A 16,178-nucleotide genomic window follows, 5' to 3' on the forward strand; every position below is an offset into this window, starting at 1 on the left:
GTAATTGCTTATAAATATGACCCCATAAAAAAAGAGTATTTGGACATAACGATCGGTAACTTCAAAGAATCCTTTACGGACGTTTCCGGTAGGGTTGACCTGGTACAAGAAGAGTTATCCAATATGCCAAGCTCTATTTTAGATGCAGCAAAAGCAAATGCTACAAGCCTTATTAATTCGGGATTCGGAGGACATGTCCGCGTTTATCCAGATCGTATTTTAATGATGGATACGAAAGATGAAAAGAGTGCGAAAAAGGTTTGGCAATGGCACTTGAATGGATTAGGGTATTCTTCCACAGGTGTGAATGGCCCATATGGAACTGCCATTACAAGTGACGGAAGAATTGTTGCTGATTTTATTACTGCAGGTACATTAAGCGGGAACGTTGTTCGAGGGGGAGAAATAACAGGTTCAACATTACGAACTTCAGATAGTGTGAACTATGTAAATATTTCAAAGCAATTTATACGCTTGTATGAGTCATCTAAAACAAGGGTGTTTGTAGGGTATTATAAAAATAGTAGAAATGAAATACAGCCTACTCTTATTTTAGGTGGAGATTCAGATTCCACAGGGGCAAATGGCGCTATTATGGTGTACCAATTCTCGGATACGAGTGTTAAGTCTGGGGGAATTGGAATTACTAAAGGACTTGATGGCAATGGATACTTGAATGCAGCATCCTTATACTTTTCACAGACAGGTAACGCAATGCTTGACGCTGATAAAATGATTGTCCTACATGCTCAAAGTGAAATGAGGTTTAAAGTCAAAGATCAGTTCCGCTTTTATCGGAATGACAATTGGATTGCAAGTATTGGAGTTGCATCTGGAGGGGATACGGATATTATGCTCCCAAATGCAATAATACGAAATTCGAGTTGGGATAATGGGTATATCCAAGTGAAAACCGCTCTTGGGACATATTATCAAGGAGTAATTGCTTCAGACTTCAAAGTTTCTTCAAAAGAAACCTATAAAACTAATATCCGTCCTGTTGCATTCAGCGCACTGGAAAAGGTAATGGAATGGGAAATTAAACAATACAATTTGAAAACCGACATTCCAAAACTGTATGAGATGCGTATGAATCGTAAGGAAGGAGAGCCAACAATTACTACAGATGCAATTCCTACACATTATGGTTTAGTTATTCCAAAAGAATCAGAGGAAAATGGTGTAGGCTTATATGGAATGCTTTCACAATTAACAAGTGCATTTCAAGAGTATGTAACTAAAACTAGGGCTAAATTCGAAGAAATAGAGCTGATAAAGCCTAAAGGGAATATAAAACATAGGAACAAAGTAAAACGTCAAAGAAGACCACCTAGACGCGTGAAAAGGAATAGTTAGAGAGAGGTGTAGTCATGCGAAATGAGGAAATTATGATAGATTTAGCAGATCCTGTGTTTACCAAAACAATTCGTTCGAGACAAAATGATAAAAACGGATTGAAGCTTACTGTATATGTAAGAGAAAAGGGGAAAATTGTTGATTTAACAGGGTATGCAGTAAAGTACGAAGCGATTAATCAAGTCGGACTGTTCGTTCGGGATGATGCCCAAATAGTTGATGCAAAGAATGGCGTATTTTCATACACATTGTCTTCGCAAGCTGTTTCCACATCGGATGATTGGACAGCGTATTTTGTGATGGAAAAAAGTACAGAACGAATGAGTACACCAGATATTCGTATTACATTAAGACGTGATGTGAAAGAAGGAAATATTAAAATAGAAAACTATATTTCAGAGTTCGATAAGCTCAAGAAACAGATAGATGCTTTGCAGCAAGCGGTTGATAAAATGGATGTTGTAAAGCAATCTGGTGGGATAATGACAGGTTATCTAACAATGAGACCAACGCCCGGTTCCAATATCGGAGTTGGATTCAATAGTGAGGATAAGTTATTAGATATCGGTCTTGTAGGAGCCTTGGATGGTCAATTCTATTTAAAAGACTGGAAAAACAATAAAGTGTTGCTTGATAAATCACCTACTGGGGTATTCAATGTTTTTGCTGATAATCTTTTAAAAAAAGCTGGCGACATTATAAATGGATTACTTGAATTTAAGAGTGATAATGCAATTGTATTAGGAAGTCGTTCTTATAAGACAGTTATTCATAAAGGGGCGCAAGGAGAGCTGATTTTTGCACCTTCCACCAAAGAACAAGGTGATTCTTGGGATTGGTCCAAAAGAGTAGAATTTCGAACAGATGGCACAATCAGACAAGCGTATGATACAGGATGGATTAACCTTCCTACAAATGGGGTAGAAAATGTTCCTGATAGAATTTTGAAGTACAAGAGAAGTGGGGAGCAGATTACTGTAATTGGCTCTGTTCGAAACCCAGTAAACACCACGATTTTTGCAACGCTTCCAACTGGGTTTAGACCTGTACAAAATATCGCTTTTCCGGCACTCGCTTATGGTAATGGACCAACAGTTTGTGAAGTTACAGTTAAAAGTGATGTCGGAATTTTCGTAAATGGTGTTCAAAACGGAAATACAATTCATATTGGAATGAACTTTTTAATTTAAATCGTACAAGTTAAGCGTGCATAAGCAGGCTTTTTTAGTGTGTATACAAAGGGGATGAGAACAGTGGAGGAACAAATCTTCAATTCAATGATTCAACAAGGAGCATTCGCAGCGTTATTTGTGTGGATGCTTTTTACTACGCAAAAAAAGAATGAGCAGCGTGAAGAACAGTATCAAAAAGTAATCGAGAAAAATCAGGCAGTCATTGAAGAACAGGCAAAAGCATTTGGTTCACTTTCAAAAGATATATCAGACATTAAACAAAAAATTATGGGGAATGGTGACGAAAAATGAAAAAATCTATTAAATTATTAGCCTCAATTTCTACTGCAGCTATCATTATATTTACTTCGGCAGGTAGTGTCTTTGCTGATCGAGAAATGATTATTCCAGGGTTACCTAAAGTCGAATATCACAATGGATATGGAGCGTATGAAGGTGTAGTAGCACATTCTACAGCGACTCCTGAAGCACCTGCTATTAATATACGAAACTATGAAGCAAGGACATGGCGTTTCGCATTTGTACATTATGCAACAGATTGGGACGAAACAATCCAAATTGCTGATACAAAATACATTGCTTATGGTGGCGGTCCTGCTGCTAATAAACGATTTGTACATGTAGAGGTATGCGAAACAGCGGACTACACAAAATTCAAACGCAGCTATGACAAATACGTTAAGTTACTAGCTAAAATCTTACGTGACCGTGGATTATCTGTAGAAAAAGGATTGTGGACACATAGCGATGTAACTCATTACCTTGGTGGTACGGATCATGAAGATCCAATTGATTATTTAAAGTCTCATGGCGTTTCAGAGGCTCAATTTAGAGCAGATGTACAACGAGCATACAATAATTCTAGTGTGGACGTTTCTGTTCCTGAGAAGCCATCTAAACCCGCGGAAGTACCAACAGCAGTAACAGACGGTATCGCCTATATTGAAGGTTACAACGTTACCTTACGTAAAGGACCAGGTACAAGCTATTCTAAGATACGTCAATTAAACAAACCAGAATCTTATATTGTATGGGCTGAAAAGGATGGTTGGTTACATCTTGGTGGAGATCAGTGGGTGAAATATGACTCGTCTTATGTGAAGCTTGAAACGAAAAGTAAGGCGGATTCTTTCATTGTAGGAAAGCGTGTAATCTCTAAAGTTGATAATCTACGATTCTATCATTCGCCATCATGGCAGGATACAGATGTGGCTGGGACTGTAGAGGCAGGATTAGGATTTGTGATTGATGATAAAGTAATGGTAAATGGTTCCCAGCAATATAAGGTCCACAATAGTAAAGGAGAAATATATTATGTAACAGCAAATTCAGTCTATGTATACGTAGGGTGATACGGTTAGAATGAAGTGTGAGAAAAAGGAAAGTAGAAAGGCCCATTGTGATGAGGAGACAATGGGCTCTCAGTTTAGAAGTTTGAAGCGGCTAAGATGATTGATGAGGTAATCATACGATTAACGACGTTTTCCACAACCGCAGCCGGATTTTTTTGTATATCCTGGTGGTGTGGAAGAATTATTTTGGTGGGTTATAGTAGTAGACATAGTAGTTGAAGCTGCATGAGTATTTTGTTCTATTACTTTTGATTTCTTTTGCATACATCTAACCTCCTCATTTTTTTAGAAACAGGATGAAAAAACAGGTGCAACAAACACTTGCACCTGTTTCCATATAACAGTTATTGGTTATTGCTACTATTCATATTTGTATTGCTATTTATATTTACACCTCTATTTTCATTGACCATTTGATTCTTGTTAAACATAGGAACTTCCACAATTGCAATATTATCCGCTAAGAATTCTCCATCTTCTGAAGAAATAGTCACTGTCACTTTATTTGATTCAAACGTGAGTCCTTGACGTTGGGAAGTTGTAAAATTCGCAAAATGATGTGTATGCGTTTCTATATATTTTGTTTCTTCTCCATGCTCCAACTTAACCGTTCCTTCTCCCTGCCCATGGAATACTAATTGATATTCTTTATTTGGATCAAAATTCTCGATTTCAATCGTTTGAGACACACTCGAAGACCAATCTGGCAATTGTAATACACGTCTACCATCTTCTAATACTACCTGATGTGCATCGCCTTCTACCGTCCAATTGGCTGCATCTTTTGTAAAATGACCATTATGCAGAATTGTACTTCCTTCGAGTTGCGTATACGCACGATCTAATGCTTCTTGGAATTGAGCTAAAATGGAACCTTGTTCCCCTAACATATCGGACATAAACCAATGATTTAATTTTGGTAATGTTGGTAAAACAATTGCTTCTAAGTCATGATAAGAAACTCCAGAACGAATTGCTCCATTCCAATCTTCATTTTCATACAACGCATTGATTTGATTTAATACAGGTTGAATCAGGGCCGTTACTTCTGCACGTTCTTGGTCATATGCTGTTCTCCAATTTCTTGCAGCACGTTGCACTTTTCTTAATTCGTTTGCCGTTAATGGACGATCCTCACGAATTTCTAAGTTACTTACACGTGCCATTCCAGTTGGCTCTACAATACGAAGCCCTAATTCAATACCAGGATTTGCTTCCACATCTAATGCACCTACATCAATGCTGTAACTAAAGAAATGTGGATCAGCAGGTTTACCATTTACTCTAGAACGTGGTCTACAACAAATTGGTCCGCTCGATGTCAATGGGAATGCTTCACCATATGGAACTTGCACCACTTTCTTCACTTCTTGCCCATAACGAGAAACCACAATTTCTAAATCAATTGCATGTGCGATAAAACCAGAGACAGTATAACGAGTATTTGCTTTTAATTTCGATTCTTCTACTTTTTGGAAAATATATGATGGATATAATGTTGGTGGTGGTAATAATATATGATCACTCTTCAATAGTTCATGATCAGATACAGCTACTACATGTCGTCCTCTATACCAAGCATTGAGTTTATCAAAACTTCCGCCTATTAGAAGGTTACGAGCTTTACTCAACCGTTTGGCTTGATTCACCAATTTACGCAACGCTTTTTTCTCGTTTCCAAACACTTCATCAGATAATGCATCTACTTTTAGAACAACTTCTTCAATTTCATAATCACTTACATCTTTTGCAAGTGCATCCTGTGTACCAGATGCAAATAGAGCATTTACTTGTGTTGTAATATTTGTTAAATCTCTTGCTAATGCAAAGAAAGTAGGCTTATTTATATTAATAGTTCCCGTTATAGATAGTTTTAGTGCATCGCTAGCTGAAAAATCATTAAGACGTACCTTAGTAAAACCTTCTGGAACAGTAATTGTCTGTCCATGAGACCACATAGCAGTATTAGGTTCTTCATGAACTAAATTCTCACCATTAAAAAATTGATACGTAGGCCTAGAGTCAAGGAATGTAGGATCAATATTAATTACGTATCCTAATTCTGTATCTTTTCTTTGCCATAAATCTGCATAATAAGAAATGAAGCCATCTATTTGTTTGACATCATCTCGATCAGCGCTAAATGATAAATCTTGAAACTCTAATCTTGAAATTGGAATAAACTCAATACGATCTAAAAAGAGATCTTCTTGACTATTATTTTGGATATATACAGTAGAGCTACCAGGAAACATTTCTATAGAATCCATAACTAGTAACGATGTGTATTGTTTATTATCTACACCTGGAGTATACATAACTTTCTCATCTTTATAAATATCGTCGTCATTAACAGAAACTTGTGTTTTAGGAAGGCTTATGGGACCAGGTCCTTGAGAATAATTATCAGTTTCGATATGAATATAAGCATCAATATTACTATTGCTTGCATAACGTATACGAATTGAATAATGTAAGTTGTTTGAATTTATAATTGGTAATTGCAAAATTTGTCGTGAAGTAAGTTTAACAGCTGCAGCTCCATTTAATGGTTCTTGAACATATTGTAAAGTACCTATATTGTTATTTAAAGAACCTTTTTCAGCTGGAAATGCTTTAATTGCTAAATCAGATGAATTTGAAATTTGAATTTTATTATCAAGACTGTTCGTAGGTGCTATATCATTAAGAATTAAACTATATAAGAAACCTATTTTTGAGCTTGTTTGTGTACCTCCATCATCGCTATCAGTTTTTACGGGGTAAATAGTATTTATTTTGTGGTTGGAAATAACAGTATTATTAGAACTGTTATGAGAAGAAGCCATTTGATCCTCCAAGAAATCATAACATCCAGAAGTAACCGTCCAAGTGCTATCATTTACATATAAGGCTGTGTTATCTACATTACTATGTGGTTGCGTAGTGGGCCCTATTTGAGATTTCATATTAAGAGATTGTAAGTTTTGGATTGTTTTAGCATCAGATGCTGGGCCATATTCGAATATTGCTCCTCCATCATATTTAAGTTTAACTCCATCAACAGCACATATTGTATATGGGCCAGAAGTACTACTATAGCCATGAAAATTACTTTCAGATAATTCTAACCTAGAGTAAGAACTAGGATAAGAATATGAGGGGATTTCAGATGAAATTCTATTATTATTGTATATATCTATAACCTGTATATTTATATTTGAATTATATTCAGTTGGTCCAATAATATCACCAAATACAGAACGAGTTTGGTCCAGTTCTGTTCTTTTTGGATAAAGATCAGGGTATAAGGTCGGCCATAGAGCAACTAGATCTAAAGAATTAGTCGTCATGCTGCGAACATATCGAATATATGTGTTGATTGCACTTTTGGTAGTACTTTGTTTAGGAGGCATATATTGAGAAAAAGCACTTAAAATAGTAGACGAATCTGTACTAATCCTTTTACGTAAATCAATTTTTACTCTATGCATACCAATCGCATCTTCATAAGCTTCATGACTACCATATGTTAGTATTCCCCAATGATCCATAAAATTAATATAACTTTGGTGTAAAGTTAAGTTCATAGTAGCAGCTATAGTATATAATGGTAATGTTAATAATATGCTTTCGCGTTGAAAAGTCGGATTCGAACTAACAGAATCTAAAGGGTTTTTAAATTTTGGAAGAGCTGCCTCTATTATACCCCTAGCAACCTCAAACTTTGACTTAACATCTATTAATTTGTTCACTGTTGGTGGAGTACCAATTGTAACTATCGCATCTGATATTGCATCTGAAAAATGCTGTAAATTTGATTGGAACCCTGTGATTTCAGACTGTAAATTACCTAAAATCTCGCTTTGAAATGTTTGCTCAACAAGTTTTTGAACAGCTTCCATTATTATCTTAAATAAGTGTGCAGTTTTATCTTCTGCTGGCCAAAAAATATTTAGGAATAAATTAATAAACGGCATTGCAGCACCAATTGGTGGATAAAATCCTGCTATACCTAATAACCCTTTTGTGAATTCTAACCATTTTACGCTATCACCAGAAAATGCTTTATAAAATTCTGAAATAGTGGATGCTATCTCTCCAAATTTTTTATCTTTTGAGTAGTCTGTAAAAAGACCTCCTATTTTTTCTATAGCATCTAAAACGTTGGGGTCTGTAGTGGATAAACGCATTGGAGGGTTTGCTAATACATTATAAGGCACAGGATAAAGTTCATTTAAAGTTGCCATTGTTTCACTCCTTCAAATTAATAGAAATTGGAACACAAAGACAATATATGCTCTCTTTTTGGTTTCCTGAACCAAATTATTTAAAAATGTGCAAGTACCTATGGAAAAAGCATATACAATTCAGAAAAACAGTGGATAGTAGTAACGCATTTATAAGATAACTATATTCTTAATCTATAAATGAAATACTTATGAATCACCTTTGGTAAAAAGCATTTTGTAATGCCATATGTATAAATGTAGAACAAAGTAATCGACAAAATCTAAAACAGGTTAAAAAGATTATGAACCATCTTCTTTGCACATACATAGCTATTTAATATAATCCCATTGCATCAGCATCTTCTTTAGAAATTTTATAATACATACTTGGTACAAAAGAGCTGTCTATTGTCTTTGTGGATGGCTCTTTTGTACTATTATCTTCTAACCAATTGTAAAAAATATTGGGTGTTTTTTTGTTATGTACATCACAAGAGAGTGTATCAGACTTTTTTCGCATCCTAGATAACTTGATATTCTCGCTGTAAATCTTCGTAAATAAAGCTTGAACACTTTCAGTAAGAATACCGTTGTTTTTTAAGAATCTATCAATTTTACCTAGCGCGTTGAATGCAAGGTGAAATAAGCTTTTATCACAATTGCTACCCACACGTAGGCCAATAATTGATGCATTCGCTTTTAAAATAGGGTGATATGTTCCAGCTTTGATTGTATGGTACATCATTTCTTGGTATTCATTCACAAAATACGTATGGACTCTTTCGAATTCTTTTTGGAAATCGTTTTGTGCTTTTTTTAGTTCAATTTCAATAGATTCCATTAAGGATACTTTATCATTATTTTTTTCTTGTTTTACAGTATGTAAAGAGTTACTAGAGTTATTATAGTTAGAACTTGTTTTTTCGGTCTCTAGACTTACAGCCTCAAGGGGTTCATGATTTTTCTGTTCGGCAACCTGCTTGGCATGTAGTTCGGCAATTTGGTCGGTATCTAGGTAAAATACCTCTTTCATGATTATTGTGAAATTAGGATGCGTTTTTAATACAAATACATATTTATTCTTACCATCCGCTAATCCAGCGACCAAGATTTCACCTGTTTGTTTTAATGCACGAACAGTATCAGTCACAGTTCTTACAGAACAGTCCGCTTTACTTGCTAATGTCTCAGCCGAAATTTTGCATATACCATTTCCTGAAAGTAAGTAAATAATATGATCCATCACATCTTTTCGTTTAGATCGAGAAGGAAATAAGCTTTCAAAACTTTGATTCGTATCGTTAATATGGTTTCTAATATCATCAATGATTTCATTTTTCTTTTGAGAGCTTAATCGATTTTGTTGCATATATTTTTGAACATCTGCATTATAGGCAGTCAATTTTTTCATAAGGGCTCGTCTCCTCCAGACATAAAAAAGCAACAGAATGCCAATTGTAAGCAAACTGTTGCAGAGGAACCCTTATGTACGGTAAAATGAAGTACATAAGAGTACAGCAAGTGTTTGCCTAGTTACGTTAGGCGGACGGTTAATAAGGTGTGCAACCACTTTATTAACACGCTGTGCTCTTTTATTTTTTGTTAGTTTTATTTTGAATTTTTGAGGTAACAAATTGGTCACAAATAACCAGAAAAGTGTTGCCATTTATAAAATTAGATAAAGCACAAAACAGCGTAATATAGCTGTTTGTTGCGCTTTTAGGTAATTTAAGTTTTATAGATAGTAGAAGAGTATATTCCATCGCATCTTATGAATGCGGAAGTGACGGCGGATATCATGACACTAGAGATGGATCGTGATACACGTAAAAAAGTAGAGGTTATTACTAAAAAGATGAGTGATCATGTGAAGAATGATAAAGAGTGGTACGTAAACTACATATCAGGGCATATAGATAAACAGGTGAAGCCGTATCATCCTAACTTTGGTATTACAGAAGAAGAATATAACTTTTTTAGAAACGCCGTTGAGAATAGTAGTTTATCTAATACAAGTGATGGAAAACTTCAATTTAAGCAAAAAAGTAACCATGAAATTGAAATTGTTTCAAGTAGAAACCTAGAACTATTCCAGCATCTAGTAATTGATACAGAGAAGAATATAATAAAAACTTCTTTTGGAGAATGTCAGTATGTTGGAGAAATAAAGCCATCTTCAGAAAAAAGAATATTAGGTCGAGTAAATGGCAAACAATGGATGTTACAAAAAGAAAATTTAATCTATTTATTCTCTTTAGGAAAGCTTGAAGGAGAAGATAAATCTGTTATGGTTATTTCAGTAAAAGGCATACACGAAGGAAAACTTATTAGTAACGAGGAAGTAGTCGAATTCCGTTCGATTTCATAAAGAATCAAAAAAATCACCTTACTCGTTAAAGTAAGGTGATTTTTTATTAAATAAACAATCCAGCGATTGTCGCAGATAAAATAGAAGCAAGTGTTGATGCAAATAGCATTTTCCAACCAAATTTAGAAACAACGCTTCCTTGTTTTTCAGAAAGGGCACGGATTGTACCAACGATTGCACCAATTTGGCTAATACTTGCGAAGCTAATTAAGAATACTGTAACGATTCCAACTGTACGTGGAGCTAATGTTGTAGCTGTGTCTTTTAAATCAAGGATTGCTACAAACTCATTTAAAACAATCTTCGTACCCATAATACCACCAGCTGGGATAATATCTTGAGTTGGAATACCCATTAAGAATGCGAATGGAGAAAGTACGTAACCGAAGATTTGTTGTAAAGTAACAGCATGTCCCATTGCGCCTGAAGCTGCACTAATTACGTAGTTTACAACTTCCATCACACCGATAAAGGCGATCATTAATGCGGCAACGATACCAGCGACTTTTAAACCATCAAGCGCACCGTTAATCATTGCGCCGATAAAGCTGTCTCCGAATAGAGTTCTATCAAATTTCTGAATCACTTCATCTTCTTTTTTCGTATCAACTGGTGTTAATAACGAACAAACGATTAAGCTTGAGAATAAATTTAGCGGAAGAGCTGCTAGCACGTATTTTGCATCTAACATCATTACGTATGATGCTGTAACAGAAGCAGAAACGGAGCTCATCGCAGAACAACAAATGATAAACATACGGTTTTTATTGAAATGCTGTAAATCGTTTTTAATAACGATTAATGCTTCACTTGAACCGAAGAATACAGAGTTTACTGCGTGGAATGACTCAACGCGTGGTAAACCAGTAATTTTTGAAATAGCACCGCCGACAACGCGAACGATGAATGGTAAAACACCTAAATAACTAAAGATTGAAAGTAGTGCTGAGAAAAATACGATAATTAATAATACGTTTAAGAAAAAGACAAAATCTCTGTGAATTCCATTAAAGAGAAAATCGACACCTGTCGTACCAAGTTTAATTAGTTTGTTGAAAACTTTACTAATGAAAATAATGATTTGTTGACCAATCTTTGTAGCAAACATAAACCAACCGATTAAAATTTGGAAACCAATCATAATTGCAATTGCACGGAAGTTGATTTTACTTTTGTTGTTTGACAAAGCAAAACATAAACCTAACACGGCAAGAATACCGATAATGCTCATTACATATTGCATGTAGTTGCCCCTTTCAGAAGTTCGTATAAAGTTTGTACATAAAACGCTCGTTATATTACTAAAAATAAAAGAACGAGGTTTTATGTCATATGTAAGATGTCTGACCTTTTAGAAAAATAAAAATAAAAAAAGACCCATATGGATTCACTTTCATCTATGAGAGAAAGCTAATCAATATGAGTCCTTTTTTGCGCATAGGCTAATATTCATTAGTTTTCCCCATAGTCCAGCAATTTAAGGTTGCCGGGTAGAAACTCTCGATCCATATTATCAAGTATATATGAGGTAACATCGTCCGTATTAAATTAGTAGTAGCGTAACATTAACAGAGAAGTATCGTCAATAGCTTTTTTTCTTCCAATAGAAAAAGACCATATAAGTATGATAAAATGTAACGCAGTGTTATGAAAAAGAGAGGTCGGAAAATGAGTACTAAAATGACGCCACCAGTTGAGAAAAACGAGTTTATAGATGTAGTATTTGAAGATTTAACACATGATGGTGCCGGTGTTGCGAAAGTAAAAGGCTATCCTATTTTCGTTAAAAACGGATTACCAGGTGAAGAAGCGCAAATTAAAATTATTAAAGTGAAGAAAAACTTCGCATTTGGTCGTTTAATGAAGCTTCATACAGAAAGTCCATATCGTAAAGATGCTGAATGCCCAGTATATAATCAGTGCGGCGGTTGTCAGCTTCAGCACTTAACTTATGAAGGACAATTACAAGCGAAAGAAAAACAAGTACGTGACGTTATGCAGCGTATCGGAGGACTAGCTGATGTTCCTGTTCATCCTGTACTTGGCATGAAGAATCCGTGGGTATACCGTAATAAAGCACAAGTACCAATCGGAGAACGTGAAGGCGGACTTGTAGCTGGTTTCTATCGCCAAGGAACGCATGACATCATTAATATGGAATCATGCTTAATTCAGGCAGAAGAAAACGATACATTAATTCAAGAAGTAAAACGTATTTGTGAAAAGCACGGTATCACTGCGTACAACGAAGAGCGTAACAAAGGAACACTTCGTCACGTAATGGCTCGTTACGGGCAAGTAACAGGGGAAATTATGCTTGTCTTCATTACGCGTACAGCAGAATTGCCGAACAAAAAAGCAATCATTGAAGAAATTGCAGCGAAATTCCCAGAAGTAAAATCGATTGTTCAAAACGTAAATACGAAGCGTACGAATGTAATTTTCGGAGACAAAACGACAGTACTGTACGGATCAGAATATATTTATGACTTTATCGGTGACATTAAATTTGCGATTTCAGCACGTTCATTCTATCAAGTAAACCCAGAACAAACGAAAGTGCTATACGATAAAACGTTAGAATACGCAAAATTAAATGGTAACGAAACAGTAATCGATGCCTATTGCGGAATCGGATCAATCTCGTTATTCCTAGCGCAAAAAGCGAAAAAAGTGTACGGCGTTGAAATCGTCCCAGAAGCAATTGAAGACGCAAACCGAAACGCAGCACTAAACAACATGACAAACGCTGAATTTGGCGTAGGAGAAGCAGAAGTAGTCATTCCAAAATGGTACAAAGAAGGCGTAATCGCCGACACAATGGTCGTAGACCCACCGCGTAAAGGCTGTGATGAAGCATTACTAAACACAATCATCGACATGAAGCCAAACCGCGTCGTATACGTATCGTGTAACCCAGCAACATTAGCACGTGATTTAAAAGTACTAGAAGAAGGCGGATATAAAACACAGGAAGTACAACCTGTTGATATGTTCCCGCATACGATGCATGTGGAGTGTGTGGCTTGTTTAAGCCTTGAAATATAGGAGTTTTTTAATAATTGTTGATGGGTTTGACCACAACCTGACCACATCAACAATTATTTTATGATTTTAATGCCTCACTTAGCGCTATAGTGGCACTTTCTTGCATATCTAACGTAACATGACTATATGTGTCCAATGTGGTCTTAATGGAATTATGTCCTAATCGTTCACTTACGATTTTCGGATTAATACCTAATTTAAGAAGAAGTGTGGCATGGGTATGTCGTAAGTCATGGAATCTAATTTTAGGAACTTGTGCTGTTTTTATAAACCTTTCAAAGACAGTAGTTAATGTTCTTGGATAGATTGGTCTACCATCTTCTCTACTGAAAACTAAGTCATTATCTTCATAAGCTTTACCAATAGCTAATTTAAATTCATTTTGTTTTGCTTTATAGCTTTTCAACTCTTTACATAAGCTTTGGTCAATGGAAATTAAGCGTTTAGAACCTGATGTTTTCGGTTCTGTAAATCGAAATCCTAATTCATCGTAAATTAGAGTTTCAGTCACACTAACCTTACCTTCAATTAAATTTACATTTTTCCACTTTAAACCTAGCAATTCACCTCTACGCATACCGGTATTAAGTGCAAGTAAAAATAAATGATAGTAAATAGGATTGTCAAATTTAGCGTACGTTAAGAATGTTTTCGTCTCCTCAATTGACCACGTATTATTGACCACTTTTCTTGGGCGAGGGATTTCTACATGTTCAAACGGGTTTTTATATAAAAGTTCCCATTTAACAGCATCTTCTAATGCTCCTTTTAAAACGATAAAAATATACTCAATATATTTAGGAGATAGTTCTTCATCGATTAGCGATTTAACAAATCGTTGTCCATGTAGAGGTTTTAAATCTTTTAGTTTGTGTGAACCAATTACAGGAATAATCCTACTGTTCACAGCTCGTCTATAATTAATGAATGTAGTATCTCTCACTCGTTGTTTAGCTGTGTTAACAAGCCAATCCTGTAAATATTCACTGAGAGTAAGATTCTTATCATCAACTAGACTTCCAGTATTAAACTGATGAATAAGTTCATTACATGCTCTTTCGGCTTCTTTCTTTGTTTTAAAGCCTGATACTGTTTTTTGTTTTCTTTTTCCAGTAAGAGGATCTCTTCCGATATCAATTGTAAATGACCACTTTTCACCGCGTTTTCTAAAATACCCTTTCATTATCCATACCTCCTTGAACTAATATTATTCGAATAGTACAGATAATTCCAGTATTAGAAAAAGGAAAAAGCAACTCAGAAGAGTTACTTTATGGTAAACTATATTCAACTGTATACGTCGGGTGGCTGGTTGCTATCCTTTCTCTTTATTTTAGAGAGAAAGGAGGTGACCCTTATGATGGAATATTTACTTTCTTTGTCTCAGGATTTACTCAAGGTATTCCTAACTATAGTTGTTACAGCTTATGCAAATAAGTTTGCTAACAATTTGTTTAAGAAAAGTAAAAGAGCCACCCCTCGCCGTCAGAAGCAGGATAGCTCTAGAAGAAAATAAATAGCAATCTTACCACCTGATGGTGGCAGTTACTGAAGAGATGTTACAGCATCTCTTCTTTTATTCTATGCAATTCAGATAAGTGTCATACTCAATATATAGTAAATATGTATTCACTATACAATGGTGATTCTAGTGCCTATATTACCATGGTCATATTTTTTGGTCAACGCAAATAGTGGGGATTGAGAATAAACTTATAATGGTCCACAAAATAAAGTTTCATGGTAAAATATATGTATCCATACTTCTAAGTCCGCACATGTTGCGTGCTTTTTTATTGATATAAAATCAGTATTTTAGATCCTTATATATGTGTATGGCTTTTTTATATTGGTGAGTTTGTTATAGTGTGATAGAATGGAAGCAACTGCATATTGTGAGGGTGGTTGGTTATCCCTTCTTTCCAATTGGAAGGAAAGGAGGTGATAATTATGGATTTCATTGTAGAACTTTTGAAAGAAATTGCGAAAGCAATTGTGCGTGAAATATCTGCATTTGTTTTCAAAAGAAGTTTTCTTAAAGAAAACAATGAAAAAACCACTCCTCGCCGTCGCAAGCACAGGGGTGGTTTTCAAAAGAGAAAATAACTTGTGATAACCGCCACCCTGACGGTAGCAGTTACTAGAAGAGATGTTAGCGCATCTCTTCTTTTATTTTATGCATTTAAGAACTTGTTAATACAAATATTATATCAAATTTGTGTGAAAAAAGGCAACTCTCATTCTATCGCTGAAAATGAGAGTTGTAGTTGGACGATTTTGCAATTGCAAAGTAAGGATTACCTATATATTATTACATGTAGTTTTTATGAATAATGAGAAAGTTATATATTAATTTAATATATTGGACCTTGCAGGACTCGAACCTACGACCGGACGGTTATGAGCCGTCTGCTCTGACCAACTTAGCTAAAGGTCCATGGATGATAAGTAGTATATCGTATTAAACGAGAAAAGACACTCAAAGGTGCCTTCCTCCGACTTGAACCACTTTAATTTTAATAACAAGAGAGTTAATAGAATACTACCCAATTCTTATTTTACCATATTTATCTATATTGAGGGTGTTGCAAAACTAAAATAAATATGCAATGTTATGAATCAGAAAAACTAGCTGAACATGCAATAGATA

Annotated in this window: 12 protein-coding genes, 1 tRNA gene, 1 pseudogene and 1 riboswitch; of the genes and pseudogenes, 8 read left to right on the plus strand and 6 right to left on the minus strand. The window is 35.3% G+C overall.

Features of this window, described 5'->3' with window-relative positions:
- From ACQRBL_RS01600 to ACQRBL_RS01615, 4 genes and pseudogenes are all read left to right on the plus strand, one after another.
- Positions 1 to 1,356: pseudogene (locus ACQRBL_RS01600) on the plus strand (phage tail spike protein); the annotation flags it as partial.
- Between the two features lie 14 nt (positions 1,357 to 1,370).
- Entirely contained in the window at positions 1,371 to 2,546 is a 1,176-nt protein-coding gene (locus ACQRBL_RS01605) for a BppU family phage baseplate upper protein (RefSeq protein ID WP_411996627.1), read from the plus strand.
- A 63-nt stretch (positions 2,547 to 2,609) separates the two neighbouring features.
- A complete protein-coding gene (locus ACQRBL_RS01610) occupies positions 2,610 to 2,840 on the plus strand; it encodes a BhlA/UviB family holin-like peptide (protein WP_411996626.1) in 231 nt (76 codons plus the stop codon).
- Positions 2,837 to 3,901, plus strand: a complete 1,065-nt coding sequence (locus tag ACQRBL_RS01615) for an N-acetylmuramoyl-L-alanine amidase (RefSeq protein WP_427733756.1) — start codon at positions 2,837 to 2,839, stop codon at positions 3,899 to 3,901. The genes ACQRBL_RS01610 and ACQRBL_RS01615 overlap by 4 nt, the downstream gene beginning before the upstream one ends.
- A 120-nt stretch (positions 3,902 to 4,021) precedes the next feature.
- On the opposite strand, the gene ACQRBL_RS01620 is transcribed toward ACQRBL_RS01615, so the two are convergent.
- The 3 genes from ACQRBL_RS01620 to ACQRBL_RS01630 all read right to left on the minus strand — a co-directional run bounded on the left by ACQRBL_RS01620 (position 4,022) and on the right by ACQRBL_RS01630 (position 9,523).
- Positions 4,022 to 4,165, minus strand: coding sequence for a hypothetical protein (locus tag ACQRBL_RS01620; protein WP_411996624.1), 144 nt, complete (start codon positions 4,163 to 4,165; stop codon positions 4,022 to 4,024).
- An 80-nt stretch (positions 4,166 to 4,245) separates the two neighbouring features.
- Complete coding sequence (locus tag ACQRBL_RS01625; RefSeq protein ID WP_427733758.1) at positions 4,246 to 8,130, minus strand: insecticidal delta-endotoxin Cry8Ea1 family protein; 3,885 nt, start codon at positions 8,128 to 8,130, stop codon at positions 4,246 to 4,248.
- 316 nt (positions 8,131 to 8,446) lie between these two features.
- A complete protein-coding gene (locus ACQRBL_RS01630) occupies positions 8,447 to 9,523 on the minus strand; it encodes a cytosolic protein (protein ID WP_411996622.1) in 1,077 nt (358 codons plus the stop codon).
- 360 nt (positions 9,524 to 9,883) lie between these two features.
- Between ACQRBL_RS01630 and ACQRBL_RS01635 the strand changes: the two genes are divergently transcribed.
- Positions 9,884 to 10,480, plus strand: coding sequence for a hypothetical protein (locus tag ACQRBL_RS01635; protein ID WP_065486040.1), 597 nt, complete (start codon positions 9,884 to 9,886; stop codon positions 10,478 to 10,480).
- 46 nt (positions 10,481 to 10,526) lie between these two features.
- Here ACQRBL_RS01635 and ACQRBL_RS01640 read toward each other — a convergent pair whose 3' ends face one another.
- A complete protein-coding gene (locus ACQRBL_RS01640) occupies positions 10,527 to 11,723 on the minus strand; it encodes a NupC/NupG family nucleoside CNT transporter (protein ID WP_001200491.1) in 1,197 nt (398 codons plus the stop codon).
- Between the two features lie 202 nt (positions 11,724 to 11,925).
- Positions 11,926 to 12,027, minus strand: a riboswitch (purine riboswitch).
- 100 nt (positions 12,028 to 12,127) lie between these two features.
- On the opposite strand from ACQRBL_RS01640, the gene rlmD reads away from it, so the two are divergent.
- Positions 12,128 to 13,528, plus strand: coding sequence for a 23S rRNA (uracil(1939)-C(5))-methyltransferase RlmD (gene rlmD / locus ACQRBL_RS01645; RefSeq protein WP_411996621.1), 1,401 nt, complete (start codon positions 12,128 to 12,130; stop codon positions 13,526 to 13,528).
- 58 nt (positions 13,529 to 13,586) lie between these two features.
- On the opposite strand, the gene ACQRBL_RS01650 is transcribed toward rlmD, so the two are convergent.
- Complete coding sequence (locus tag ACQRBL_RS01650) at positions 13,587 to 14,711, minus strand: tyrosine-type recombinase/integrase (RefSeq protein WP_411996620.1); 1,125 nt, start codon at positions 14,709 to 14,711, stop codon at positions 13,587 to 13,589.
- A gap of 174 nt (positions 14,712 to 14,885) precedes the next feature.
- Here ACQRBL_RS01650 and ACQRBL_RS01655 point away from each other — a divergent pair, with 174 nt between their 5' ends.
- Positions 14,886 to 15,044, plus strand: a complete 159-nt coding sequence (locus ACQRBL_RS01655) for a hypothetical protein (RefSeq protein ID WP_186323833.1) — start codon at positions 14,886 to 14,888, stop codon at positions 15,042 to 15,044.
- Positions 15,045 to 15,478: 434 nt separating this feature from the next.
- Positions 15,479 to 15,634: a hypothetical protein gene (locus ACQRBL_RS01660; protein WP_000345895.1), complete on the plus strand. Its 156-nt coding sequence runs from the start codon at positions 15,479 to 15,481 to the stop codon at positions 15,632 to 15,634.
- Positions 15,635 to 15,891: 257 nt separating this feature from the next.
- Here the strand turns inward: ACQRBL_RS01660 and ACQRBL_RS01665 are convergent.
- Positions 15,892 to 15,965: transfer RNA gene (locus tag ACQRBL_RS01665), tRNA-Ile, on the minus strand.
- Positions 15,966 to 16,178 lie beyond the last annotated feature (213 nt).

It is taken from the genome of Bacillus sp. AF62 (genome assembly GCF_050312695.1).
GTDB classification, from domain to species: Bacteria; Bacillota; Bacilli; order Bacillales; family Bacillaceae_G; genus Bacillus_A; species Bacillus_A cereus.